Here is a 23,600-nt window from a genome sequence, read left to right as displayed (position 1 = left end):
GTCACCCCAGATCATAAAGCTGCGGCTAAATTTAGGAAGCCATTGCCACTTCCACCATTTGTTGAAGTTCGCCTTTTTGATATAGCTCGATCAAGATATCAGAGCCGCCCAAAAATTCACCGTTGATATAAACCTGAGGAATGGTGGGCCAGCTTGAATATTCTTTGATGCCTTGACGAATTTCGGGATCTGCCAAAACGTCGATCGTTTCATAAGGAACGCCCAACGTGTTCAGAATCTGCACCACGTTGTTTGAGAATCCGCACTGGGGCATCAGTTTGGTGCCCTTCATGAAGACCATGATCTTGTTTTGTTTGACAAGATTGTCGATGCGATCGTGTGCTGCTTCTGTCATAATTCGCTCTCCGATTGTGAACAACTGAGTTATTTGGCGGCTACTACCCATTCTTCGGGCGTATAAGTATTGAGCGCTAGAGCATGAATGGCTTCCGATGCCATCGCTTGCTGCACGGCACCATAGACGAGTTGGTGCTGTTGCACCCGCCGCTTTCCTTCAAACAAAGACGAGACGACCGTTACCTGATAGTGATCTCCACCCCCAGTAAGGTCTTGAACCTGCACCTGGGCATCAGGCAATCCAGCCTTGATCAATCCTTCAACCTGATCCGGGCTAATCATCCATTCTCCTGTTGATTTTGCAAACTCTTTCCTTTAGTCTAACCGTTGACTGCCCATCCTTTAGTTAAAGAAGTGCTAGTTGCTCGATAGTGAAGCCTTCACCGCTCGTCTAGCAAAGTCTTGAACTATCTTCAAATTTTCTGGTTTGTCAAACTCGGCTTCTCTGTGATTGTGCCCTGCGTTGGGAATCAGCAGGAGTTGTTTGGGTTGGGGTGCAGCTTCGTAAAGTGCTTTGCCGATCGAGACAGGAATCAATGTATCATCCATTCCATGAATAAAGAGAGAAGGCATTTTTAGCGATCGGACTTTCCCAACTGAGTCAAACTTTTGGGTGAGGATTAACTCGATCGGAAACAGTCGAAACTTCCAATCTCGCGCTGCCATCTGGTACATGGAGGTGAAAGAACTCGACACAATCAGCCCCGCGACTTTTGGGTTTTGGTTGGCGAGATTGATGGCGATCGCGCCTCCGAGCGAATGTCCATAAACCACAATTTTTTTGAGAGAGATCCGCCGTTCTTTAACGAGATAATCCAACGCGGTTTGAGCATCTTGATAGACCGTCGCCTCAGACGGAAAATTGCCCTCACTGCGGCCATAGCCCCGATAGTCAATCAGCAAGACTGAGAAACCTAACTCCCGAAAGCGACGAGCTTTGACTTCGACACTAATATTTCCGCCGTTGCCGTGCAGATAGAGCATCGTTGAGATCGGGTGATCGTGCGGAATCCACCAGCCATGAATGCGTTCAATCTTGCCTGTTTTAGTTGAGACAGGTAACCAAACTTCTTGGTGAGGCAGATTGAGCGCGTCCAGATCTTTGTAATGGTGGGCATCGGGCACAAACATTAGATGACTTTGGGCGAAAAATAGGACGAGGCAAATCGTCAGATAAGCGATCGCCAAAAATTTCCCAATATTCCACAGCGATCGCCACCCTCGTGAACGTGAAATTTTCACATTATGTCCTGATTAACGGAGGCGTTTTTGCCAGTCAGCGATCGCCTTTTGCGCCTCGGCATAGACTTTGGGACGCTCTTTAGGAACCAGTTGAGCCGCCGCGATCGCTTGCTTATAAGATTTATCAGCCGCCCGTTTTTTGGCGATATCTAAAATGTCGCGACTCCAGCGATCGATATCCACCTGAGCTTGAGCATAGAGCGGATCATTAGCAGGAACTTGACTAGCCCGCTCGATCGCTTTATTTGCATCAGAGGCTGAAATCGGCTTAATCAATCCTCTCGCTTCGTTAAGAATGGTCTGACTGTCTTTTGCCGGAGACGGACTTGCTGAAGCGATGGGAGTCGGCTTCGCAGTGGATGGCTTGGTTGAGTTGGGCACGATCGCCTGTTTGGACGGGGACGGGGTTGTAGTGACCTTGGCAGAAGGCGAAGTGACGATCGGCTGTGAATTAGTTGCCGATTTCTGACCCCAAAACGTTGACCAATTGCGAACAAACACCCCTACTAACAGCAGCAGCAGAATGGCGCTGCCGCCAAACAGCAGTCGCTCCCAAAACATCTGATCCTGTTCCTGTGTATTTTCGATCTCAGGACGAACAACCGGGGGTGTGACAGGTTTTGGAACTTGGGGGACTGGCGCAGGGCTAATTTGATCAGCCCGATCGCCTAAGTCTTCTTGATCCGACTCAGGGGATATCGGTTGCTCAAGCTCTGTTTGAATGGGGAAAGCTTGAGAATAATCAGCAGGCAACTCATAAGGGTTGGGCTGCGAGTTTAATGGGACAGCATCGTGATCCGACACGTCAAATAAGTCGCCCTCCAGCGCAAACGGATTTGACTCACTAGGAATTGTCTCCGATTCTGCCTCAGTCCAATTAACCGGAGTGATCACGAGATTGAGTTGATCTAGAGACGCGAGAACGATTACAGGGTCTTGAATAGGGCGATCGTGATGCTCACATATTTCTGGCAAACGACTTTTGAGAAACTCTTCCAAATTCGCCAGAGTTGAACATTCATGTGCGCGCAACCCTTCGAGCAGGGTCGCCGTAAACAAGCCGTGACCTAGCGCTAACGCCTCATGGGAAAACTGTTCAGGCTTGCTTGCCAAAATGGTTGAGATGCGAGTTTCACGGGCAAGCTCTGCGATCTGAAGTCCCACCTTCTCACCCGAAAAAGCGGCTTGGCTGTGGTTAATATCCATCAGCACCACAATATCTTCGGTCGGTAACGCTTTGAGGCTGTCAAACAACGCTCGAACCGGAACGCCCATATTGGCAGTGTCTACTGGGTCGGCTTCGATCGGCAGCAAATAATCCTGTCCTTTCCAGCAGACCCCATAGCCGCTAAAAAATACCCAAACTAAGTCTCCCGGCTGAATTAATTCTCGGCCAAAATAGTCGAGCCAGCCCTGAAGATTGCCGCGACTGGGGTAGGTCGATCGCCCGGTCACTGAAGGGGAGGTGTCTGTAAAGAGAATGCAGCGATTGGGCAAGAACCCTGCCTCACTGACCAAACATTCACACAGCGCCTGTGCATCTTGTTGTGCAAACTTTAAGGGCTGAAGAAATTGATAGTGATTGATTCCAACGGCGATCGCCCAATGGTTAGCCATTTCAGACACCTCAAATAAGTGAGAAAGTATAGGTAACGGGTGGTGAATCGAATTTTTTAACGTCAGACAGTTTTGCTTGTCTCTGTATAAAGAGTGATCCGAACTGCGTAACTGCTGACATGATAGAAAAAAACAGATTCACTGGAAATATTAAAGACCAGATTGTCGATTCTAGAGTAGAAACTCTCATTGAGAACCACCTCATATCACCCAGGAGTCAAAAATGTCTGCCGATCGCCCTTGCCAACTGCCCCATCGATTTGCTAGACCCAGATTCACCGCGATCGGATTAGCGGCTTGGCTGGGCACGGCTGGAGGGATTTGCCTAGTCGAAGGAACGATCGCGCCGCAAGTCGTTCAAGCTTACACGACTAGAGTCGATGTGGCACTCGATCGTTTGCCCAACGAAAGCTATGACGCTTTGATTCGCAGATCCGAGATTGTCGCGAGGGCGGCGGCTCAACGCAGCTTCGATCGAGATATTCTCACGAGCCAGGTTTCGGTGATCGTGATCGGGCGCAATCAAGGTGCAGAAACCCCCATTTTGACCCTGGATGTCAGTCGAGTGCAGTGGAGCAGCCGCCCAGATACGAGACGTTGGGCAACTTATTACAAAACGTCGGCGGCGCTGTTGGGGTTTGAGCAACTGTCCCCGGTTCCTGTGACGGTAACTGCTCCCCCCACCCCCGCTGTGGCTCCCGTTGCTCCAACGCAGGTTCAACCTTCTCGCAATACTACGCCCAGCCAGCAAACAACGCCTACCCCGCCGACGCAGGAGGATGGTGTTCCTCCGGAAGATCAGCAGCCGTGAAGTTTATCGCGATCAAGGGCAAAGATATCGAAGTGAAAAGACTTTAATTGCGATCGCTCCAAGGCGTTTATGCAGTTTTCTGATTGCTATCCTGCTCAATATGATGGCGTAACACCGAATTGATCAGCATCCTGTATTCTTCATCTTGCGATTGAAACCATGCCATCACGTCGGGGTCAAGTTGGACTAAATTTTTGGCTTGCGTCGCTGGAACTCTTAGCACTGCCTTCTCAAAAAACTCATCCGTTAAGGGTGGAATATCAGAATAATCAATGTCTTCGTCTGACATGGCTTCTAGTGCTGCCCAATTAGTACGAGAGGTACTGCTCAAATCGTTTTCGTTCATGTCGATTTGCCCGTCGTGCTGAAATTACTCGAATTGTGTCACCTTGTCGTTCTGTCCAAACTACGATCGCGATACCGTTGCCTAAAAAGCCGATTCCGATCCAGCGATCTTCATCATAGTCAAAACGTTCATCCGGCTCAATCAGCATTGAACCCTCAAACATTTCGGGAACATCCGCGAAATCAATTTCGTGCTTACGAATGTTTTCTAGATTTTTCGCTTCGTCCCATTCAAACTGCATGAAGCCCCGACGCTGCCAATTGAACTGTTTTCTTTCTCAGCTTGACGTAAGGCGTACTGTGTCTGCAAGTTCAGCCAGAACTGAGCACTATTACCAAAATAGCGTGACAGACGCAAAGCTGTGTCTGCTGTAACACTACGCTTTTCAGATAAAATTTCGCTAATTCGTGTCTGAGATACCCCGATATCCTTGCTTAACCGATAGGGAGTGATATCCATTGGTTCCAGAAATTCTAGTCGCAGAATTTCACCAGGATGGATGTTTGGCAGACGATCGTTGTCCATAACAATTTTTTCTTAGTGATAATCTACAATTTCAACTTGAGCCGCATTGTTTTCTTCTGTCCAGACAAAGCAAATTCGCCACTGACTATTGATACGGATACTATACTGCCCCCTGTGATCGCCCACTAATTTCTCTAATCGATTTCCAGGTGGACGCAAGTCATTAACTGATGTCACAGCGTTGAGCAGGAGAAGCTTACGTAGAGCAATCTTTTGGATGTCAGTTGGGTAATAGCGAGATATAAAGCCGTCAAAGACCAGCTTTGTCTCGTCAGACTTGAAATTTACGATCACAATACTATACTACTGCACAGCGTTACTATCGTCAAACGACAGTAATAGATTCTAATCTTGGTAATTAATCCAGATAACAAACTTTTGGACGACATTCCTTGCAAGGGAAAAACAATCATTCTGTTTGCGACAAATGTTTAACGTAAACTCGATCGCACCGTTCTGTCTCAACACCCGTTGCCGATCGATAGCCGCTAGTTTCGTAAAGTTTGACGGCTTCTTTGAGAACGCTGGCAGTTTCGATCCAAATTTGATCGAATCCACGATCGGCGATCGCCCTCTCCAATTCCTTCAGCAAGAATCGCCCTAAACCCTGCCCTCTCACCTCTGGCACAAAATACATTTTGCGGATCTCGACCGCGTTTTCGCCTCGTGACACCGGATAGTAAGCGCCCGTGCCGACTAGCTGACCTGAGCGCTCAATCACCCAAAACTCACCGCCTGTTGCTTGATAAAACTGTTCAATTTCTAAGACATCGCGATCGGCTCCCAGAGGCTCCCAACTCAGCCCATAGTCTGCCAGCACTGAGCCAATAATCTGAGCAGCCGAATCGCGATCGCGGTCTTCCCAATCACGAATCAGAAATTCTCGATAACGAACGTTCATCTATTTCGCGATCTCGAATTTCTTGACCTCTAACACAGGGCCGATCATCGCTAGAGTCATGATGTCATCTCGAATCTTGCCTTCGATCTTGACCTTCAGACCTTTTTTTTGTAGCTCACTGGGTGGGTTGTGAATCTCGTAGGTTTCGCCCTGTTCGGAGTCGATCGCCCAAGTTCCAGCGCCGAAGCCTTTGCGATCGATCACCCCTTTCACCGTAATGCTCATGTAAGTTCATCTCCTGGTTTAATAGCAAGCCGAACTAAGCCGTAGCATAAAAGCGCATTCACAATCAGAAATCCACGAGCGAGTAAACCATCGCCCAACCACATGAGTTGCGGATCGATCGCCGCACTCACCGCGAGACAGGCAGTCACTCCGATCGTAGACCCGATCGCAAACCATTTCCCCTGAGCATGACCCAACAGCAGCACGATCAGCGCCGTGGGAATCAGCACACTTGCAAAAAATGGGTTGAGGGCGCTACTTCCTTGAATCGAGCTACCCAGCTCAGGAATCGAGCTACCCATCACCCGAAACGGAAACTGCGGCAAGTCAAAGATATAAACGCCCTTGAGAAAGAACAAACCCGAACTTCCAGCAACCAAACCCGATGCCATTGACCAACCCCAGGCAAAGGGAAAGTAGTTGCGTAAGAAGAACGCCAGTAAGTAGGAACCGACTACCATCGCCAGTTTAGGAGCCAGCCCAATCACACCGCCATCAATCCAAAAAAGCGGATTGAGATAGCCACGATCGCGCAACCACCGGAAGAAATCGTTGAAGGTGATTTTGCCTTTGAGTGCTAAGGTTACGGCAGCAGCAGCATCGAGTTTGCCTGCGCCATAGTGGTTAAGTCCGTCGTCTTGCACCTTTCGAGCAGACTGCGTTAACGCCGCCGCAACTTCGTCAGGGTCTTTTACACCCGATGCTTTGACGAGAGCCGCAACCCCCGCCACATGAGGAGCCGCCATGCTGGTGCCTTGAAACGCGGCAAACGTCGATTCTCCGGTCGAGGGGTCGATCGTGTTTTGCAAAATTCCGCCAGCAGGGTTGTCTCCTGATATAGAGCCGCCTGGAGCCGAGATATCAACGCCTGCCCCAAAGTTAGAGTAAGGAGCTTTCTGACCTGAAGAATCGAGCGCAGCGACTCCCAAGACATGAGGATAACGAGCCGGATAGGATGCCGAGTTTTGACCAGAGTTTCCGGCGGCGGCGACAATCAGAACACCTTTTTTGTGAGCATAGTCGATCGCTTCTGACACTGCCGAGCTTTCGCCCCCGCCGCCGAAGCTCATGTTGATTACATCTGCATTGTGATCTGCCGCAAATCGAATCGATTCTGCAATATCGGCGACCGTGCCGCCACCGCTAGCACTGAGAACTTTTAACGGCATGAGCGTTGCTTCGTAAGCAATTCCGGCAACCCCAAAACCGTTGTTGGTCGATTCGGCGATCGTGCCTGCGACGTGAGTGCCGTGACCGTTATCGTCTCTGGCATCATCGCGATCGTTGACAAAATCGTATCCTTTGGCAAATTTCGTTTCCTTCAAGTCAGGGACTTCCGCAATTCCGGTGTCAATCACCGCAACGGTTACACCCTTTCCTTTCGTGTCTTGCCAACTCGATTCGACGTTAATGCTGTGCAGATTCCACTGCTGACTATAAAGCGGATCGTTGGGTGCTTGACCCGTCGCTTGAATCGGCTGCGCCTCTTTGCTAACTGGGACAATCACCTTAAAATCCTGAGATTCTGGAATGCTATAGATATAGTCTGGCTCGATATATTCGGTGTATTGCTTGAGGTCAGATCGTTTGAGGGCGTTTAAGAGATTTTTGTCGCCTTTGACCGTGTAAAGGTGATCGGCTTGTGAGAATTCGCTGTTTAGACGAGGACGAACGTTATATTTTTGCGCGATCGTCTGCACCTGTTGCTCAATCTGGGCAGAATCTACGTCTTCTTTAAAGTCTAAGACGATGCTGTCATAGGTGCCGTGCGCTGCCAAGCCCGAAAAATTGGCGATCGCCCAAACCAGCCCAACCACAAATAAGCCCGCCAGCACTAGCTTTCTCATAAAATCTCTATTCAAGGTCTTGCTTGTTTACCAACATAGCTCAGAGTTCGGTGAGTTTTGGGGTTTGAGTTTTAAGTTTTGCGTGAAAGACCTCGATAGGATAGAGGCAGGTTATTCAACTCAAAATTCTTATGATTCACGGACTTCTCTGGCTACCTTTATTGGCGGCGTTTATCGGTCTAGCGTGGGCGGGTCGCAACGAATTTCAAAAAATAGAAGCCTATCGCGTTTGGGCAGAACCGTTCGATCGTGCCAAATATGACGTGTATGCAGTGTTGGGTCAAACGGGCGACACGCTCACTTGGGGCAAACCAACCCGCAAAGCACCTGTGAATTTGCAAACGTTTTCGCTGCAAGATGTGCGAGAGATTCATCTGTTAGTCGATGGGCAAGTGGTGGATTTGCAGTTGCCTCCGAGTCGGGGTAAAGCGATCGGGCTTGAGTTTGTGTTCAATCAGCCACCATCCCTACAAATCCCATTTACTCAGATAGATCTAGCGGCAAAATGGGGTCAAGCTTTAACCAAAGACTGGCAAAAATTGCAGCAACAACCTCATCTTTAACAATCTTGGAGTTCATAAGTTTTGGGTTTAACCGAAATCAAATCGGTGTGATACGCCATACAATCTCTCCATGTATGACGATACCTGCCGATTTCTTGCCGAAAACTTCTCCGCCGACTTTGCCAGTTGGCTGCTAGGAGAGTCTATTACCCTGACGGAGCTAAAACCTTCCGAACTTTCCCTCGAACCGATTCGAGCCGATGCCCTGATTTTGCTGGAGTCGGATGAGTCTGTTTTGCACCTAGAGTTTCAAACCCGTCCCAAACGGGATATTCCGTTCCGCATGTTGGATTACCGCGTGCGAGTGTACAGGCGATATCCCGACAAAATGATGCGACAGGTCGTAGTCTACCTTCAGCCGACTGGATCTGATCTTGTTCGGCAAACGAGCTTTTCGATGGAGCGCACTCGTCACGAATTCGATGTGGTTTGTCTGTGGGAGCAACCCGCAGCATTCTTCCTCCAATATCCCGGACTGCTTCCCTTTGCTGCCCTCGGTCAAACCGATGATTCAGAAGCAATGTTGCGTCAGGTTGCCCAAATGGTGAACCAAATTTCAGACCCAACAATGCAAGCCAATTTGATCGCAGCCTCAGCGATTCTAGCTGGGATAAAATTGGAAGATGAGGTTATTTATCGTTTACTGCGGAGAGACATTATGCAGGAATCCACCGTCTATCGTTCTATCCTGGCAGAAGGAGAAGCAAGAAAACAACGGGAGATCGCCATTAACTTTCTGAGAGATGGCTTTCCAGTAGAAGCAGTTGCTCATGGAACGGGTTTATCGATCGAGGAAGTGCAGCAACTTCGACAGCAAATGGATCAGTCTTCGCCAAGCTAAACTTACGTGCAAAAACACCCTGTGAGCATTGAAAAATATGGTTAGTCTTGATCTCCCAGTTGGTTTAGAGAAGTTTAGAAGTAAGCTCGAAGCAACAGTCAAACCATACATTGCAATTCAAACTCAGTTAACAAGCGAAACAACCTTGTGGCAAAGTAAATTTGCGGGCTTTCCCTATATGCCTAAGAATTATGATTATCCTAAAACTCTACAAGGAGAATACCTGTACTTGCTTGCTCAAATTAATTTTGTGGAGATACCTAGACTTGAGAACTACCCTGAGAAAGGCATTCTTCAGTTTTATATTTCAGATGTTGATGTTACAAACGGTTGGAACGAGAGCTTCTATGGATTAATTTTTGAGCAACCGACTTGTCAGGCTTATTTTCGCGTTCTCTATTTTCCTGATCCTGATCCTAATGAAGAAAACCTAGTTACAAACTTTGATTTTCTACCCACGTTGTGGGATAGAGACTTTTACAATACTCCTTTTTCGGTTCATCCCAGATATTCTCCGCAGCGAGATGAGTGTTTTGCGTTAACGTTCCAATCGAAATCTGCACCGATTACTCTATATGATTACCAGTGCAAAGAGTTGCTTGGCAGTGAGTTTTACAATCTGATCAATAGCGATGAAGATGATTGTTTGCTTCTGGATGAGTATGGGCAGATATCAGATATACAGGCACACAAGTTAGGAGGATATCCACATTTCACTCAAGAAGATCCTCGACCTCACTTCAATGACAATAAGGAACAATGGATTCTACTATTACAAATTAATTCTGACGACAGTGCAAGGGAGAAAATTGAGATTCAATGGGGCGATATTGGTATTTGCAACTTCTTCATCAAAGCGTCGGCGCTGAGTCAGCTTGACTTTTCAAACGTTCTATACAATTGGGACTGTCCCTAGTAAGCCGATTAGCCAAAGAGTGATGTATTACTTTAAGAGGCTTTAATCTGCTTTAAAAGCGTAAACGCCTTTTGTCTTAAACTCATCGGCAGTCGAGACAATGCAAGTCCGACTCGTGCCTTGTTAGGTGAAGCTAGTTTTCCTTGATTAATTAGATTTCGACCTGCTTGAGTGTCTCCAATTTGAATGAGCCGAAGTCCGAGCAGAAGCTTAGTTTCTAAGAGACGATCTCGCCTCACTTTCTCTATTTTCTCCGACTCAAAGTGAAAGCTTTCTAGATAGTTCAATTTATCTTTTAAGTAGGGAATGGCGCGATCGAGTCCTTGTTGTTCTGCATGAACTCGATATTCCATTAGTCTTTCGGGCAGATAATAAGCTTGTTTTCCTGCCAATGCAAGTCGGACGAGAAGATCGTTATCTTCGCAGTTTTGGATGTTCGATCGCATATATCCAACTTCATCTAGAACCTTTCGCCGGAAGAGAGTTGCCCCGATCTGAAAACTTTGTTTAACAAATGTCACTTCTATCAAGTTTTCAACCATTCCTTGAAGCAGATCTGATCTTCCCCATTTTTGAGAATTTAACTGAGTCAAACTCTCATTACGGACATTGTTTGAATCGATGACCCAATGATCGGTGCCGACAAAATCAATTTGAGGATTTTTATCTAATAGTTGACTTGTCTTTTCTAAAAAGCTGGGAGTTAAGCGATCGTCGTCGTCAAATTTAATAAAATACTTTCCAGTTGCGGCTTTAAAGCCAGAAATCATATTATTACTTTTGCCAATATTTTGAGGATGTCGGATGTAGTGAATCCGACGATCGTGTAACCGAGCCATCATGTCGGATGTGCCATCGATCGAACCGTCGTCACAGATAATCAGTTCAAAGTCTTGATGAGTCTGTTGGAGAACGCTGTCAATGGCGATCGCCAATAATTCTTTGCGATTAAAGGTCGGAATGCAAACGCTGACGATCGACATAAAAAACCAACTCACTCAACTGCCTCTAATATTGACCAAGGAGGCGAGATTTGCACAGACAATCACTGAAACCTCTAAACCGGGTACATTAACTCAGTCCTCTTAGCCGCCGTGATGAACATTTTGATGCTTTCAGCCACCTTTCCCTACCCGCCCACTCAGGGAGGCACTCAGGTGCGGACATTCAATTTGCTGAAATATTTGAGTCGTGATCATCAAGTCACGGTGGCAACGCTGAAATCGCCAGAGGTGACTGACGCTGAAATCAAAGCGTTACGAGAATGGGTTGCCGAGTTGGTCGTGTTCGATCGTCTTAATCCTTCTTCTCAGTCGGACATTTTCTCAAAAATTCAGCGCTTTAGCCAATTTTTGCAGCAGGGAATTCCGCCTAGCGTCTTGTCTTCCTACTCGTCAGAAATGCAGGATTGGGTCGATCGAGCAATTCAATCTAATCACTATCAGGTGATCACTTGCGAACACAGCGTCAATGAAATCTACGTGCGTCCTGAGTTTCAAAAACAACTCCGTACTGTCGTGAACGTACATAGCTCAGTGTATGGGACTTGTAAAAATCAATTACAGACCCAAACATCAGAAAATCAATGGCGCGATCGCTTAAATTTGCCGCTTCTAAAACGCTATGAGCAACGCTACTGCAATAAATTCTCGAATATCGTAGTCACTACGGAGGACGATCGAGCACAATTACACGCATTCAATCCAAACGCTCAGTTTCAAGTCATTTCTAATGGTGTAGACTTCACTGAGTTTCCTTATCGCACTAAAGAGCCAGAAGGACATAAACTAATCTTTATTGGCGCAATGGATAACCTGGCAAACATTGATGCTGTGCAATTCTTAAGTTTAGAAATTTTACCGATTTTGCAGAAAAAATATCCTGACACAACGCTGGCATTAGTGGGCGCACGTCCGCCTTCAGAGGTTTTGCAACTGGGCGATCGTCCCGGCATTACCATCACAGGTCGCGTTCCTGCAATGGCAGATTATTTACATCAAGCAACCGTCTGCGTGATTCCGATGCGAACTGGGTTTGGAATCAAAAATAAAACACTAGAAGCAATGGCAGCCGGAACCCCGATCGTGTCCAGCGATCGCGGCTTAGAAGGGTTAGCCGTCGATGGGGTTGATACTCCATTACGAGCACTGCGGGCAAATCGGGTCGAAGAATATGTAGGCGCGATCGCTCGGCTCTTTGAAGATGCTTCGCTGCGAGAAAGCCTTTCTCGTGAGGCACGCGCCCTCGTAGAAACCGACTATACCTGGGAGAGTGCCGGACAATGTTATGAGCAAGTTTTGACAGGATAAACTCGCAATGATAATCTCTCGCTTGCGCCAGCTTTTGACCACTCCGATCGATGAGGTTGGCGATCGCTCCAAACGGTCTACATCGATCTTACTTTGGCTAAGTCTAAGTCTAGGATTCGCACTCTATTACGGCAGTTTAGGGCTGCAAAAAGCCTTTAGAGCCGAATACGTTGTTCAAGACGATGCGCGAGAGTATGTGTTTTGGATGCAGCAATTTGTCGATCCAACATTGTTCCCTCACGATTTGATTGCAGACTACTTCAAATCGATTACGCCGCCTGGATATGCCGCGATTTATCACCTGATGGCAAACCTCGGTATTCAGCCACTCTTGCTGAGTAAAATTTTGCCGATTGTGATTGGTGTTGTGACGACTCTTTACGGGTTTAGAGTTTGTTTAAAACTGTTCCCAATTCCGATGACTGGTTTTATCGCGATGCTGTTGCTCAATCAAAGCCTATGGTTTAGAGATGACTTAAGTTCTGCGACTCCTAGAGCGTTTGTATATCCGTTATTTTTAGCGTTTTTATATTATTTGCTGCATCATATTCGGCTCGGTGTGATGATCACGATCGTCCTGCAAGCCTTAATTTATCCACCCTTAGTTTTGATTACGATCGCAGTCCTATTTCTACGGTTGTGGAACTGGGATCACTGGCATCTTCATCGAGAACGCATTCCCGATTTTGTCTTCGCAGCAGGATTAGGATTTTTGGCACTGTTACCCTATGCTTTTTTGTCGGCGGAGTTTAACCCGATCGTCACCAAAGCTGAAGCACTGACTATGCCAGAACTGTATCCTGGTGGACGGCATCCTTATTTTGATCCCAATCTCTGGCGGTTTTGGCTGACCGGACAGCATAGCGGCATTCTGCCTCCGTTGTTACCACCTTTGATTTGGGTAGGGTTAGGGTTGCCGATCGTGGCTCAAAATCTGTCTCGATTCCCATTAATCAAACGGCTTAACCGTGAAGTCGTAGTCTTAGCTCAAACGGCACTAGCGTCTCTGGGACTGTTTCTTGCGGCTCACGCGCTGCTGCTCAAGCTGTTTTTTCCGACTCGATACACCACCCACACCTGGCGAATTGTTTTGGCGATCGCCGCTGCCATTGTGCTGACCGTCCTGCTAGACGCTGTGCTTCTCAAGTGCGAAGAACTCGCGAGGGCTGACCGTTGGAAACCCTTGTTTTGGAGACTGACATTAACCGGATTAATCGGGGCGTTACTGATTCTATTTCCAAGCTTTTCGCCCAGTTTCCCCGCCACAAACTATCGAATCTCTGGAGAAGGAGCGCTCTATCAATTCCTACACAAGCAGCCTCAAGATAGCTTGGTTGCAACCCTCTCAGATGAGGCAAATAGTATTCCGACATTTGCGCGACGATCGGTCTTAATCGGCAAAGAATATGCCCTCCCTTTTCATCTAGGTTACTATCGCCAGATTCGTCAGCGAAGTATCGAGTTGATTCAGGCTCAATACAGTCCAGACTTGGCACTTGTTCAGCAACTGATCGAGAAATATGGGATTGATTTTTGGTTGCTCGATCGCACCGCCTTCACCCCTGAATATCTGCTCAACAAAAGTTGGCTTCAAAGCTTTCAGCCAGCGTTTAACGAAGCTTCAACTCGTTTGCAGCAAGGAAAAATCTCAGCCTTGTCAAGCCGAGTAAACGAGTGTGTAGCCTTCGAGAGTCAGAGTCTAACTCTTCTGAAGGCAACCTGCATTACTCAACGCAAAACGCAGGTTCGTCTCCCTGAATAAAGTCCAGTACATTCCATCTTCACTCTTCGATCAGTTGCTTTAATTCATTAATATTTGAGGAAAACTTCAATTCACCATTCTGCTCTTCGAGGAGGCTCTTCTGGTAGCTTTGGTATAGCTCATCTCGTCGCTCCTCTCTTAGGTATTGAGTCATGAGATTTTGTATGTCTTGCTTTTCCTCAAGTGAGAGGCTTCTAATTGCTTCTACTACATCGTTAAAGCTCATAGCCTGACCCAATATCCTTCGATCTTCACGCAATTAATCTAGCACGTTAAAAACTTCTCAGCAGCCTCGTTCACCTACCAAAATGCGTAAGCTTCGCGATACTCCACTAGCTCCAGCCACGTACTATCAGGATCTTTCACATAGCTGTGTAAAGCCGGAATTTTTGTAAGGGCACAGCATTGCCATGCACGTTGACGCTGCAAGTAACCGATATTATTTAATCCACGATCCTAAAAGCGTAATTCAGTCTTCACACCCAAAACACCCTTCACTGAGTGCGATACTAGAGAACTCAAGTCTTCGTTGATCAGCCCGAATTTTTTACCAAACGCAAAGCGACTCTGAGCCATGTCCACCCCCGATCGCAAACCGATTCTCCTCGATTTTGAGAAGCCCCTCGCAGAGCTAGAATCCCGCATCACTCAAATTCGTGAGCTTGCCGAAGAAAATGATGTCGATGTAACCTTCTGAAATGATTTAGAAGTTTTAAATAGAATTGGGCGTTGCTGAATACAGAGATGAATTGCCCTCCTCACGCAGTGGGGCGAAGTTCTCGCTAACCCTTCCCCTGGGAGAGAGATAGAACTCTTGTCCCCTGTCCTTTTGGGAGAGGGCTAGGGTGAGGGTAAATTCAGGGGTCTATACTGTGATTCAGCAACGTCCAGAAGGGTTTGTGTGGGGTGGATCAGAGAGTTCACCCCGGTTTTGTATTTGAGCGACCCAAGTGGTCTAACAATGAGAATCATTGAATAAACTGATAGTTAAAGACTTGTGTAATAAGTTTGGCTCATTGTTAAATAGAACTGCCCAGCGATCGAGACTTATCCTTTATGCAGACTACAGAATCCTCCTCAACTTCCTGGATTAAGACGCTGAACCGGAGTCATCTAGTTCGGACTTTAGAGACGGTTCAAGATGGAATTGTTGTCTCTTTGTGCCTTGGTTTGTTTTGCGTCATGGTAGTTCAGCTTAGAGATTTGTTTATTTCTCTGCTGCCTCCCCTAAATTTTCGAGAAGTCACCGCAGACATTTTGTTTTCGCTGATTTTGGTTGAGCTATTTCGACTGCTGATTATTTATTTACAAGAACAACGAGTGTCGATCGGCGTAGCGGTTGAAGTGGCGATCGTGTCAGTTTTGCGAGAAGTAATCGTGCGTGGAGTCTTAGAAGTGGAATGGACTCAAGTATTAGCAACCTGTGCGTTTTTGATGGTAATGGCGCTGCTGTTAATTGTGCGGGTTTGGCTGCCCCCTACTTTTAGCGGCGTTGACCCCGAACGACGAATTGCTGAAAACTATCAGGCCAATAAAGAAAAGATTACGATGAATGGGCATTAGGAGTTGTGATCTCTGTGGGTTGTCGGTAGGCTAGAGCTTAGTCTTCACACCTTGGACAACCCATGCTGAGTGCGATACTAGAAAGCTCGACTCCTTAATCAGCTTGAACTTTTACTAAACGCGAAGCGCCCCTGAGCTATGTCTACCCCCGATCGCAAACCGATTCTCCTCGATTTTGAGAAGCCCCTCGCAGAGCTAGAATCCCGCATCGCTCAAATTCGTGAGCTTGCGGAAGAAAATGATGTCGATGTGACCGAACAGATTCGTCACCTTGACGCAAAAGCAGTGCAGCTTCGTCAAGAAATTTTTAGCAGCTTATCGGCGGCCCAGCGTCTGCAAGTTGCCCGACACCCGCGACGACCCAGCACCTTTGACTATATTCAGGCGATCAGCGACGAGTGGATGGAGCTACACGGCGATCGCGGCGGCTATGACGATCCGGCAGTCGTGGGCGGCGTAGCGCGTCTAGATGGGCGACCCGTGATGATGTTGGGTCAGCAAAAGGGGCGCGACACTAAAGACAACATTACGCGCAACTTTGGCATGGCATCGCCTGGAGGCTATCGCAAAGCCATGCGACTCATGGAACATGCCAATCGGTTTTCGATGCCGATTCTGACGTTTATTGACACTCCCGGAGCCTATGCAGGCTTGAGTGCCGAGGAACTAGGGCAAGGCGAAGCGATCGCCTATAACCTCAGAGAAATGTTTCGGCTAGACGTGCCGATTATCTGCACTGTGATTGGCGAAGGCGGCTCAGGCGGTGCGCTGGGCATCGGGGTGGGCGATCGCTTGATGATGTTTGAGCATTCTGTCTACACGGTTGCCACGCCAGAAGCCTGTGCTGCAATTCTCTGGCGCGATGCGGCAAAAGCGCATCAGGCAGCCGAAGCGTTAAAAATTACGGCAGCCGATCTGATGGGTTTAGGCATCTTAGACGAATTGTTAACAGAACCGATCGGGGGTGCCCATTCCGATCCATTAAAGGCGGCTGAGATTCTCAAAGAAGCCATTCTCAGAAATCTCAGCGAATTAGATCAGATGAGTGGACAACAGCGCCGCGAACTTCGCTATCAAAAGTTCCGGAGCATTGGCGTGTTTGCAGAAGTGACGGCGTGACCAGAAGAGAATGAGCTGCTGAGAGAAAACTCTCCTTTTTGCGTTAACATAATTAAATGTAACAATTGTTTACAATTCTTCAATTTGTGGGTCTTCGCTAGAACTGATGCTTTAGCTCTAGTGAGGACTATGATCGAAGGTGGCGACCGAGTTCTTCAAACGGCTCTAATAAAGGTTTAACCACGCTTAGAGAGTTCTTCGTTTTTATCGGTGTTCTGTTGTTTTTGGTGCGCTAATGTCCCGGCTTGTATCCTCGTTTCTATCTTCTTTATAAGCGAGTTGCCTAAAGTTAGTAGCTAACGTTCAGAACGCCTGCTCACATTTGAGTTAACACGAGTATTGCATGACCCTCAACTCAGAACGACGCGCCCTGATTACTGGCGCGAGTAGCGGAATTGGCAAAGCAACTGCCCTCGCGTTTGCTGAAGCTGGAATTCACCTGGCATTGGTGAGCCGCTCTCAACCTCAGTTAGAAGCAGTGGCAGAAATCGCCCGTCAATTTGGTGTCAAGGTGCAAATTTATCCGATCGACCTGTCAGCAGTCGCTCAAGTGCGATCGCAGATTGAGACGATCGCGGCTGAGTTTAGCCCGCTTGATATTCTCGTCAATAACGCTGGCATGGGCTACACAGGCTCTCTGATGGAGATGTCACTCACCGACTGGCAGCGAGTCATCGATCTCAACGTGACCAGCGTTTTGCAGTGCATTCAGGGAGTGTTGCCAAGAATGCGTGAGCGCAAGCAGGGAACGATTATTAACGTGGCCTCGATCGCCGCGCATCAGACGTTTCCCGGCTGGGGCGCTTATTGCGTCAGCAAATCTGGTCTACTGGCGTTGTCAAAAACTCTGGCGGCAGAAGAGCGTGCCAACGGCATTCGGGTGATCACCGTGTCTCCTGGCTCGGTCAACACCTCCCTTTGGGACACCGACACCGTTAACGCTGACTTCGATCGCTCGATGATGTTGACCCCAGAAGTTGTCGCCCAATCCATTCTCTACGCAACGCTTGTGCCTCATCAAGCTGTGGTTGAGGAGTTAATTTTGATGCCCAACGCTGGCACTTTTTAAGCTGCGCGTCGATTTTGGGCGTTGTTCGTTCTTTACTTCACAAACTTTAACTGGATTTATCATGACTACTGCTTCCCCGAACGGTTTAAACACCTCTGATTTGTCTCCTGCTAAGGTTGCCAACATAGAACCGAGACCCGATCGCAACACTCTCAATGGTCAAGAAGCCAAACTGCACTCTCCATCTGAGATTAGTCAAGAAGAGATGATGGCTGCCGTGAGAACGATGCTGTTGGGCGTGGGTGAAGACCCCGATCGAGAAGGGTTGTTAAAGACACCAAAGCGAGTCGCTGAGGCGATGCGGTTCTTGACAAGTGGTTATGACACCTCGTTAGAAGAGTTAGTGAATGGTGCCATCTTTGACGAAGGTCATAATGAAATGGTGCTGGTTCGCGATATCAATGCGTTCAGTTTGTGTGAGCATCACATGTTGCCCTTTATGGGTCGAGTGCATGTGGCTTATATCCCAAACCAAAAGGTGGTTGGGTTGAGCAAACTGGCGAGAATCGTCGAGATGTATTCGCGTCGTTTGCAGGTGCAAGAGCGGCTGACCCGACAAATTGCTGAGGCGGTTAAAGAAATTTTGGAGCCGAGAGGGGTTGCCGTCGTGATGGAGGCAAGTCACATGTGCATGGTAATGCGTGGGGTGCAAAAGCCCGGTTCTTGGACGGTCACTAGTGCGATGGTCGGCGTTTTTCAAGAAGATCAAAAAACGCGTGAAGAGTTCCTCAATCTGATTCGTCATCAGCCTTCTTTCTGGTAAATCTGTCTCAACTGCTCAAATAATTTTGCAACTTGCTCCAGGTTCTTGTCACCTGGGGCATTTTCAACGCCGCTAGACAAGTCAATTCCGTCTGGAGTCACGGCTGACAATGCATCTAAGACGTTCTCAGAATTGAGTCCACCTGCTAAAAGCCAGGAACATCGGGGACGAAACGATCGCAGCGTTGACCAATCCAGCGTTTCACCCGTGCCACCTGAGAGCGTAGGGTGATAGGCATCTAGCAGCAAGGCATCGACCCAACCCTGATAGAAATCTGCCTGACTCAATGCTTCAGGAACCCTGATCCGCAAAGCTTTGATAATTTCAACGTCAGGCAACGCGAATCGCAGTTTGTGACAAAACTCTGGCGACTCGCTGCCGTGAAGCTGGACGCTATTTAGTCCTGCGATCGCCACTGTTTGACAAATTTCTGGCAGTGATGCGTCGAGAAACACCCCGACTCGATCGATCGACTGCCCAGTCGTCAAATCTTTGGGTAACCGATCCACAATGGCTCGAATCTGCTGAGGCGAAACATAGCGAGGAGTGTCAGCGACGCAGATAAATCCTAAAGCTGTTGCCCCTAAGTGAACGATCGCACGTCCCTGATCTGCTTGAGTGATGCCGCAAATTTTGACTCGTAGACTCATCTGTCGGATTTTTGCAAGTTTAAGTTTTAAATCAGAATTCGCTCAAATCTCGACACTGGAAACTCAAAATTCTATAATCACTGAGTATTTATACTTGTCCAGTTAGAACCAGGAGCAAAATTCTTGATTTACTCTACTTTACTAGGGGTAACGTCCCGAACGGTTGAATGGTCGCCGCTTGTTGGCTTAACAATGACCCTTTGCTGTTTGTTTGCAGTGGCGATCGGGCGAACCGCTATCAAAAATCGCGGCACCGGGCCTAAATTGCCTGTTAACAACCCTGCTCTATTTGAAGGCTTTGGCATTCCTGAGCTTTTAGCCACCATGAGTTTTGGACACGTCTTAGGAGCAGGCGTGATTTTGGGATTGAGCAACGCAGGCGTTCTCTAAGAACCGATACGACAGAGCCTCGTCAGGGCATAACAGTGCAGTGCCCTGACTGTTCATCTCGTTTTTCTAACATTGAGATCATCTATGCTGAAGGGAGAATCTGACATTTCTAATAAATGTTGGGTCTAGCTGAGTTAGGAAACCGTTCATGCAGTCAAGCTGGCGTGCAGGCTCTTTATTTGGCATTCCCCTGCTAATCGATCCATCGTGGTTTTTGGTGCTGGCGTTGATCACCTTATCGGATGGTTCAGTGTTCCAAAAAGTTCACCCCGAATGGGGAGCGACAATCGCTTGGGGCACTGGGCTACTCATGGCACTGCTCTTATTTGCCTCAGTGCTGCTGCATGAGTTAGGTCACAGTTTTATTGCAAAGACACAAGGCATTCCGGTCAAGTCGATTACCCTGTTCTTTTTTGGTGGTATTGCTGCGATCGAGCAAGAACCCAAAACCCCGGGTAAAGCCTTTCAAGTCGCGATCGCGGGCCCGATCGTCAGTTTTAGCCTGTTTATTCTACTCAGCCTATTGACCGTAGTGTTTCCTGGAGATAGCACTCCGGTTGCAGTGTTGACTCAGCGGTTAGCAGCCATCAACTTAGTCTTGACACTGTTTAATTTGATTCCGGGGTTGCCGCTTGACGGTGGGCTAGTGCTTAAAGCGATCGTCTGGAAGATCACTGGAAGTCACTTTCAAGGCGTTCACTGGGCGGCTAGAGTGGGCAAAACTTTGGGTAGTTTGGCGATCGCCTTAGCAATTCTAGGCGTTTTTGGACGAGCGATTCCAGCCTTTACAGGGTTTTATATGGCGCTGATTGGTTGGTTTGTGGTGCAAAATGCCACAGCTTACGATCAGCAAACAGCCCTTCAAGAAGCTCTGCTCAAACTCAACGCTGAAGCTGCGATGACTCGCGAGTTTCGGGTCGTCGATGCTAATCTGACGCTGCGCCAGTTCGCCGATGATTATTTGCTGAGTGCGACTCGTGCTCCGGTTTATTTTGCGGCATCGGACGGTCGTTATCGCGGCAGAGTTGATGCTGATTCCCTGCAAGCCATTGAGCGCAGTCAGTGGGAGGTGAAAACGGTGTTTAGCATTGTGCAACCCTTGTCTGAGATTCCGTCGGTGCAAGAGTCTACCGCTTTGGTTGATGTGATTCGCCTGATGGAAACCCAAAATCTGCCTCGTGTGACGGTGCTGTCTCCTGCTGGGGCAATTTCGGGCGTGATCGATCGCGGAGATGTGGTGCGATCGCTCTCTAAAAAAATGAATTTGCCGATCTCAGATACAGCGATTAAACAAATCAAAGACGAAGGAATTTACCCGCCAGGGTTGCCGTTGGGCGCGATCGCGAAAGCCGCCGCAGACTTCAGATAACCATTTCAAAAACAATTGCGATCGTATCGGACGATCGCTGTGGGAGTACGACATGTCGTGCCTCTACGGGGTTTTGCTTGGCACCAGTTCGGAAACCCGTACCCAAAAGAAAGTTGCATCTGGGGTGAACCTCCGCTAAATTAGCACTCAGGAGCCGAGAGTGCTAACTCAATGCTCAAAGTCCTGTAGAATGGTAAACGTAAGCAACCAGTTAAGTGTCCACACTCTTCTGGACTGGGCTGCTGCTGGTCAAAAGGCAACGGTTCAGATTTGCCTTTCCAGCCACCAAGACATTTCGATTGTTATCCCTTATCTAGATAGTTTGGAGAATTTCTATGGCAGCCGTATCTCTAAGCGTGTCCACTGTTCAACCCTTGGGCGATCGCGTCTTCGTCAAAGTCAGTGCCGCTGAAGAAAAAACCGCAGGTGGCATCTTCCTGCCTGACAACGCTAAAGAAAAGCCCCAGGTCGGCGAAATCGCAGCGATCGGGCCGGGCAAGCGCAACGACGATGGTTCTCGTCAAGATCCAGAAGTCAAAATTGGCGACAAAGTTCTCTACTCAAAATATGCTGGCACCGATATCAAACTCGGCAGCGAAGAGTATGTTTTGTTGTCCGAAAAAGATATTTTAGCGATCGTTCAGTAATCCTGTCTGAATTCAACCCTCTCATTTTGTCCCCACACCTCAGATTATCATCATGGCAAAGCGCATTATTTACAACGAAAACGCCCGTCGTGCCCTAGAGCGCGGGATGGACATTTTAGCCGAAGCGGTGGCAGTCACCCTTGGGCCTAAAGGTCGCAACGTTGTGCTAGAGAAGAAGTTTGGCGCACCTCAAATCGTCAATGATGGCGTAACGATCGCCAAAGAAATCGAACTCGAAGACCACGTTGAAAACACAGGTGTTGCCTTGATTCGTCAAGCTGCATCCAGAACTAACGACGCGGCTGGAGACGGCACTACCACCGCCACCGTTTTGGCTCATGCGATGGTCAAAGAAGGTCTGAGAAACGTCGCCGCAGGTGCTAACGCGATCGCCCTCAAGCGCGGCATGGACAAAGGCATCGTCTTTCTAGTCGAAAAAATTGCGGCGCACGCTCGTCCGGTTGAAGACTCTAAAGCGATCGCTCAAGTCGCTTCGATCTCGGCAGGCAACGACGATGAAGTCGGTCAAATGATCGCCAGCGCAATGGATAAAGTCGGCAAAGAGGGCGTAATCTCCCTTGAAGAAGGCAAGTCGATGACCACCGAACTCGAAGTCACCGAAGGGATGCGCTTTGACAAAGGCTATGTCTCTCCCTACTTCGCCACCGACATGGAGCGGATGGAAGCGGTGTTTGAAACGCCATTCATTCTGATCACCGACAAAAAAATCAACCTGGTGCAAGACCTCGTACCCGTGCTAGAGCAAGTCGCTCGTGCAGGTCGTCCGCTGGTGATCATTGCCGAAGACATTGAGAAAGAAGCTCTCGCAACCCTCGTAGTCAACCGTCTGCGCGGCGTGTTAAATGTGGCAGCGGTGAAAGCTCCTGGCTTTGGCGATCGTCGTAAAGCAATGCTCGAAGATATCGCTGTGCTGACAGGTGGACAACTGATCACTGAAGATGCAGGTCTGAAGCTCGATGCGGTCAAGCTTGAGATGCTGGGTCAAGCGCGTCGCGTCACGATCACCAAAGACAACACTACGATCGTGGCTGAAGGCAACGAATCTCAAGTCAAGTCTCGCGTCGAGCAGATTCGTCGTCAGATGGATGAAACCGAATCTTCTTACGACAAAGAGAAGCTGCAAGAGCGTCTCGCGAAACTCGCGGGTGGCGTTGCAGTCGTCAAAGTTGGCGCAGCAACCGAAACCGAAATGAAGGATCGCAAACTGCGGTTAGAAGATGCCATCAACGCTACCAAAGCGGCTGTTGAAGAAGGCATCGTTCCCGGCGGTGGCACCACCTTGGCGCATTTGTCTCCTGAGTTAGAGACTTGGGCAAACGCTAACCTGAAAGGTGAAGAACTCACAGGTGCGTTAATTGTCGGACGGGCGTTAGCGGCTCCTCTAAAGCGGATTGCTGAAAACGCGGGTCAAAACGGCGCAGTGATTGCTGAGAAAGTGCGCGAGAAAGAGTTTAACGTCGGCTTCAACGCAGCCACCAACGAATATGTAGACATGTTCGAGGCGGGCATTGTTGACCCTGCAAAAGTGACTCGATCGGCGTTGCAAAATGCAGCCTCGATCGCGGGCATGGTGCTGACCACTGAGTGCATTGTCGTTGACAAGCCTGAGAAAGATGGTGGCGCTCCTGCGGGTGGCGGCGGCATGGGTGGCGGCGGCGACTTCGACTACTAATCGCCATTAGGGGCACTACTTGTAATGTCCCTACAAATCAAATTAGAGGGGCGATCGTTCTTGAAAGGGAGCGAT

29 protein-coding genes are annotated in these 23,600 nt (G+C 48.3%); 15 read left to right on the top strand and 14 right to left on the bottom strand.

What is annotated here, in order from left to right:
- Positions 1–31: 31 nt before the first annotated feature.
- From grxD to BRW63_RS13720, 4 genes are all read right to left on the bottom strand, one after another.
- The gene (gene grxD, locus BRW63_RS13735; RefSeq protein WP_073072015.1) at positions 32–355 is read right to left on the bottom strand and encodes a Grx4 family monothiol glutaredoxin; all 324 of its coding nucleotides are present in this window, start codon (positions 353–355) and stop codon (positions 32–34) included.
- 29 nt (positions 356–384) lie between these two features.
- Positions 385–639: a BolA family protein gene (locus BRW63_RS13730; RefSeq protein WP_073072013.1), complete on the bottom strand. Its 255-nt coding sequence runs from the start codon at positions 637–639 to the stop codon at positions 385–387.
- A gap of 75 nt (positions 640–714) precedes the next feature.
- Positions 715–1,599, bottom strand: coding sequence for an alpha/beta hydrolase (locus BRW63_RS13725; protein ID WP_223257380.1), 885 nt, complete (start codon positions 1,597–1,599; stop codon positions 715–717).
- Positions 1,600–1,611: 12 nt separating this feature from the next.
- A complete protein-coding gene (locus tag BRW63_RS13720; RefSeq protein ID WP_073072011.1) occupies positions 1,612–3,216 on the bottom strand; it encodes a caspase family protein in 1,605 nt (534 codons plus the stop codon).
- 223 nt (positions 3,217–3,439) lie between these two features.
- Between BRW63_RS13720 and BRW63_RS13715 the strand changes: the two genes are divergently transcribed.
- Positions 3,440–4,027 (top strand): hypothetical protein, encoded by a 588-nt coding sequence (locus tag BRW63_RS13715; protein WP_073072009.1) that lies wholly within the window; start codon positions 3,440–3,442, stop codon positions 4,025–4,027.
- 67 nt (positions 4,028–4,094) lie between these two features.
- Here the strand turns inward: BRW63_RS13715 and BRW63_RS13710 are convergent, their stop codons facing one another.
- From BRW63_RS13710 to BRW63_RS13680, 7 genes are all read right to left on the bottom strand, one after another.
- Complete coding sequence (locus tag BRW63_RS13710; RefSeq protein ID WP_223257379.1) at positions 4,095–4,316, bottom strand: BrnA antitoxin family protein; 222 nt, start codon at positions 4,314–4,316, stop codon at positions 4,095–4,097.
- 19 nt (positions 4,317–4,335) lie between these two features.
- Complete coding sequence (locus BRW63_RS13705; protein WP_073072005.1) at positions 4,336–4,614, bottom strand: BrnT family toxin; 279 nt, start codon at positions 4,612–4,614, stop codon at positions 4,336–4,338.
- Positions 4,581–4,898, bottom strand: coding sequence for a HigA family addiction module antitoxin (locus BRW63_RS13700; protein ID WP_073072003.1), 318 nt, complete (start codon positions 4,896–4,898; stop codon positions 4,581–4,583). Before BRW63_RS13700 ends, BRW63_RS13705 begins: the two co-directional genes overlap by 34 nt.
- A gap of 12 nt (positions 4,899–4,910) precedes the next feature.
- On the bottom strand, positions 4,911–5,192 hold the full coding sequence (locus BRW63_RS13695) for a type II toxin-antitoxin system RelE/ParE family toxin (protein WP_073072001.1): 282 nt from the start codon (positions 5,190–5,192) through the stop codon (positions 4,911–4,913).
- A gap of 115 nt (positions 5,193–5,307) precedes the next feature.
- Positions 5,308–5,799 carry a GNAT family N-acetyltransferase gene (locus tag BRW63_RS13690; protein WP_073071999.1) on the bottom strand — a complete coding sequence of 164 codons (492 nt, stop codon included), beginning with the start codon at positions 5,797–5,799 and terminating at the stop codon, positions 5,308–5,310.
- The gene (locus BRW63_RS13685; RefSeq protein WP_073071997.1) at positions 5,800–6,024 is read right to left on the bottom strand and encodes a hypothetical protein; all 225 of its coding nucleotides are present in this window, start codon (positions 6,022–6,024) and stop codon (positions 5,800–5,802) included.
- Entirely contained in the window at positions 6,021–7,871 is a 1,851-nt protein-coding gene (locus BRW63_RS13680; protein ID WP_073071995.1) for a DUF5942 domain-containing protein, read from the bottom strand. Before BRW63_RS13680 ends, BRW63_RS13685 begins: the two co-directional genes overlap by 4 nt.
- A gap of 131 nt (positions 7,872–8,002) precedes the next feature.
- Between BRW63_RS13680 and BRW63_RS13675 the strand changes: the two genes are divergently transcribed.
- The 3 genes from BRW63_RS13675 (at position 8,003) to BRW63_RS13665 (ending at position 10,191) form a co-directional block, all read left to right on the top strand.
- Complete coding sequence (locus BRW63_RS13675) at positions 8,003–8,434, top strand: hypothetical protein (protein WP_073071993.1); 432 nt, start codon at positions 8,003–8,005, stop codon at positions 8,432–8,434.
- A gap of 70 nt (positions 8,435–8,504) precedes the next feature.
- Positions 8,505–9,275 (top strand): Rpn family recombination-promoting nuclease/putative transposase, encoded by a 771-nt coding sequence (locus BRW63_RS13670; RefSeq protein ID WP_073071992.1) that lies wholly within the window; start codon positions 8,505–8,507, stop codon positions 9,273–9,275.
- A 37-nt stretch (positions 9,276–9,312) separates the two neighbouring features.
- Positions 9,313–10,191, top strand: a complete 879-nt coding sequence (locus BRW63_RS13665) for a YwqG family protein (RefSeq protein ID WP_073071990.1) — start codon at positions 9,313–9,315, stop codon at positions 10,189–10,191.
- A 32-nt stretch (positions 10,192–10,223) separates the two neighbouring features.
- Here BRW63_RS13665 and BRW63_RS13660 read toward each other — a convergent pair whose 3' ends face one another.
- Positions 10,224–11,189, bottom strand: a complete 966-nt coding sequence (locus BRW63_RS13660) for a glycosyltransferase family 2 protein (RefSeq protein ID WP_223257378.1) — start codon at positions 11,187–11,189, stop codon at positions 10,224–10,226.
- A 99-nt stretch (positions 11,190–11,288) separates the two neighbouring features.
- On the opposite strand from BRW63_RS13660, the gene BRW63_RS13655 reads away from it, so the two are divergent.
- Both BRW63_RS13655 and BRW63_RS13650 read left to right on the top strand, forming a co-directional pair.
- On the top strand, positions 11,289–12,500 hold the full coding sequence (locus BRW63_RS13655; RefSeq protein WP_073071987.1) for a glycosyltransferase family 4 protein: 1,212 nt from the start codon (positions 11,289–11,291) through the stop codon (positions 12,498–12,500).
- Between the two features lie 7 nt (positions 12,501–12,507).
- Positions 12,508–14,262, top strand: a complete 1,755-nt coding sequence (locus BRW63_RS13650; protein WP_073071985.1) for a hypothetical protein — start codon at positions 12,508–12,510, stop codon at positions 14,260–14,262.
- Between the two features lie 19 nt (positions 14,263–14,281).
- Here BRW63_RS13650 and BRW63_RS13645 read toward each other — a convergent pair whose 3' ends face one another.
- Complete coding sequence (locus tag BRW63_RS13645) at positions 14,282–14,488, bottom strand: hypothetical protein (protein WP_073071983.1); 207 nt, start codon at positions 14,486–14,488, stop codon at positions 14,282–14,284.
- Positions 14,489–14,836: 348 nt separating this feature from the next.
- On the opposite strand from BRW63_RS13645, the gene BRW63_RS27675 reads away from it, so the two are divergent.
- From BRW63_RS27675 to folE, 5 genes are all read left to right on the top strand, one after another.
- Positions 14,837–14,959, top strand: coding sequence for a hypothetical protein (locus BRW63_RS27675; protein WP_317615817.1), 123 nt, complete (start codon positions 14,837–14,839; stop codon positions 14,957–14,959).
- 359 nt (positions 14,960–15,318) lie between these two features.
- A complete protein-coding gene (locus BRW63_RS13640) occupies positions 15,319–15,825 on the top strand; it encodes a phosphate-starvation-inducible PsiE family protein (protein ID WP_073071981.1) in 507 nt (168 codons plus the stop codon).
- Between the two features lie 138 nt (positions 15,826–15,963).
- Positions 15,964–16,944, top strand: coding sequence for an acetyl-CoA carboxylase carboxyltransferase subunit alpha (locus BRW63_RS13635; protein WP_073071979.1), 981 nt, complete (start codon positions 15,964–15,966; stop codon positions 16,942–16,944).
- Between the two features lie 343 nt (positions 16,945–17,287).
- On the top strand, positions 17,288–18,013 hold the full coding sequence (locus tag BRW63_RS13630) for an SDR family oxidoreductase (RefSeq protein WP_073071977.1): 726 nt from the start codon (positions 17,288–17,290) through the stop codon (positions 18,011–18,013).
- A 61-nt stretch (positions 18,014–18,074) separates the two neighbouring features.
- Entirely contained in the window at positions 18,075–18,776 is a 702-nt protein-coding gene (gene folE / locus BRW63_RS13625; RefSeq protein WP_073071975.1) for a GTP cyclohydrolase I FolE, read from the top strand.
- On the opposite strand, the gene BRW63_RS13620 is transcribed toward folE, so the two are convergent.
- Positions 18,758–19,426, bottom strand: a complete 669-nt coding sequence (locus BRW63_RS13620) for a phosphoribosylanthranilate isomerase (protein WP_073071973.1) — start codon at positions 19,424–19,426, stop codon at positions 18,758–18,760. The two genes, folE and BRW63_RS13620, sit on opposite strands and share 19 nt — an antisense overlap.
- Positions 19,427–19,549: 123 nt before the next feature.
- Here BRW63_RS13620 and psaK point away from each other — a divergent pair, with 123 nt between their 5' ends.
- From psaK to groL, 4 genes are all read left to right on the top strand, one after another.
- On the top strand, positions 19,550–19,816 hold the full coding sequence (gene psaK / locus BRW63_RS13615) for a photosystem I reaction center subunit PsaK (RefSeq protein ID WP_073071972.1): 267 nt from the start codon (positions 19,550–19,552) through the stop codon (positions 19,814–19,816).
- A 148-nt stretch (positions 19,817–19,964) separates the two neighbouring features.
- Positions 19,965–21,185, top strand: a complete 1,221-nt coding sequence (locus tag BRW63_RS13610; protein ID WP_073071970.1) for a site-2 protease family protein — start codon at positions 19,965–19,967, stop codon at positions 21,183–21,185.
- 335 nt (positions 21,186–21,520) lie between these two features.
- The gene (gene groES / locus BRW63_RS13605) at positions 21,521–21,832 is read left to right on the top strand and encodes a co-chaperone GroES (protein ID WP_068816558.1); all 312 of its coding nucleotides are present in this window, start codon (positions 21,521–21,523) and stop codon (positions 21,830–21,832) included.
- 52 nt (positions 21,833–21,884) lie between these two features.
- Positions 21,885–23,525 (top strand): chaperonin GroEL, encoded by a 1,641-nt coding sequence (gene groL / locus BRW63_RS13600; RefSeq protein WP_073071968.1) that lies wholly within the window; start codon positions 21,885–21,887, stop codon positions 23,523–23,525.
- Positions 23,526–23,600: the final 75 nt, after the last annotated feature.

Origin of the sequence: Phormidesmis priestleyi ULC007, from assembly GCF_001895925.1 — a bacterium.
GTDB classification, from domain to species: Bacteria; Cyanobacteriota; Cyanobacteriia; order Leptolyngbyales; family Leptolyngbyaceae; genus Phormidesmis_A; species Phormidesmis_A priestleyi_A.
Note: the sequence above shows the minus strand (reverse complement) of the source record. Positions and strands in the feature narration are given on the sequence as shown.

Bases quoted from the DNA above. Each gene is read 5' to 3' on its own strand.
- grxD (WP_073072015.1), bottom strand. From the start codon at position 355: ATGACAGAAGCAGCACACGATCGCATCGACAATCTTGTCAAACAAAAC.
- BRW63_RS13730 (WP_073072013.1), bottom strand. From the start codon at position 639: ATGATTAGCCCGGATCAGGTTGAAGGATTGATCAAGGCTGGATTGCCT.
- BRW63_RS13720 (WP_073072011.1), bottom strand. From the start codon at position 3,216: ATGGCTAACCATTGGGCGATCGCCGTTGGAATCAATCACTATCAATTT.
- BRW63_RS13715 (WP_073072009.1), top strand. From the start codon at position 3,440: ATGTCTGCCGATCGCCCTTGCCAACTGCCCCATCGATTTGCTAGACCC.
- BRW63_RS13710 (WP_223257379.1), bottom strand. From the start codon at position 4,316: ATGTCAGACGAAGACATTGATTATTCTGATATTCCACCCTTAACGGAT.
- BRW63_RS13705 (WP_073072005.1), bottom strand. From the start codon at position 4,614: ATGCAGTTTGAATGGGACGAAGCGAAAAATCTAGAAAACATTCGTAAG.
- BRW63_RS13700 (WP_073072003.1), bottom strand. From the start codon at position 4,898: ATGGACAACGATCGTCTGCCAAACATCCATCCTGGTGAAATTCTGCGA.
- BRW63_RS13690 (WP_073071999.1), bottom strand. From the start codon at position 5,799: ATGAACGTTCGTTATCGAGAATTTCTGATTCGTGATTGGGAAGACCGC.
- BRW63_RS13685 (WP_073071997.1), bottom strand. From the start codon at position 6,024: ATGAGCATTACGGTGAAAGGGGTGATCGATCGCAAAGGCTTCGGCGCT.
- BRW63_RS13680 (WP_073071995.1), bottom strand. From the start codon at position 7,871: ATGAGAAAGCTAGTGCTGGCGGGCTTATTTGTGGTTGGGCTGGTTTGG.
- BRW63_RS13675 (WP_073071993.1), top strand. From the start codon at position 8,003: ATGATTCACGGACTTCTCTGGCTACCTTTATTGGCGGCGTTTATCGGT.
- BRW63_RS13670 (WP_073071992.1), top strand. From the start codon at position 8,505: ATGTATGACGATACCTGCCGATTTCTTGCCGAAAACTTCTCCGCCGAC.
- BRW63_RS13665 (WP_073071990.1), top strand. From the start codon at position 9,313: ATGGTTAGTCTTGATCTCCCAGTTGGTTTAGAGAAGTTTAGAAGTAAG.
- BRW63_RS13655 (WP_073071987.1), top strand. From the start codon at position 11,289: ATGAACATTTTGATGCTTTCAGCCACCTTTCCCTACCCGCCCACTCAG.
- BRW63_RS13650 (WP_073071985.1), top strand. From the start codon at position 12,508: ATGATAATCTCTCGCTTGCGCCAGCTTTTGACCACTCCGATCGATGAG.
- BRW63_RS13645 (WP_073071983.1), bottom strand. From the start codon at position 14,488: ATGAGCTTTAACGATGTAGTAGAAGCAATTAGAAGCCTCTCACTTGAG.
- BRW63_RS27675 (WP_317615817.1), top strand. From the start codon at position 14,837: ATGTCCACCCCCGATCGCAAACCGATTCTCCTCGATTTTGAGAAGCCC.
- BRW63_RS13640 (WP_073071981.1), top strand. From the start codon at position 15,319: ATGCAGACTACAGAATCCTCCTCAACTTCCTGGATTAAGACGCTGAAC.
- BRW63_RS13635 (WP_073071979.1), top strand. From the start codon at position 15,964: ATGTCTACCCCCGATCGCAAACCGATTCTCCTCGATTTTGAGAAGCCC.
- BRW63_RS13630 (WP_073071977.1), top strand. From the start codon at position 17,288: ATGACCCTCAACTCAGAACGACGCGCCCTGATTACTGGCGCGAGTAGC.
- folE (WP_073071975.1), top strand. From the start codon at position 18,075: ATGACTACTGCTTCCCCGAACGGTTTAAACACCTCTGATTTGTCTCCT.
- BRW63_RS13620 (WP_073071973.1), bottom strand. From the start codon at position 19,426: ATGAGTCTACGAGTCAAAATTTGCGGCATCACTCAAGCAGATCAGGGA.
- BRW63_RS13610 (WP_073071970.1), top strand. From the start codon at position 19,965: ATGCAGTCAAGCTGGCGTGCAGGCTCTTTATTTGGCATTCCCCTGCTA.
- groES (WP_068816558.1), top strand. From the start codon at position 21,521: ATGGCAGCCGTATCTCTAAGCGTGTCCACTGTTCAACCCTTGGGCGAT.
- groL (WP_073071968.1), top strand. From the start codon at position 21,885: ATGGCAAAGCGCATTATTTACAACGAAAACGCCCGTCGTGCCCTAGAG.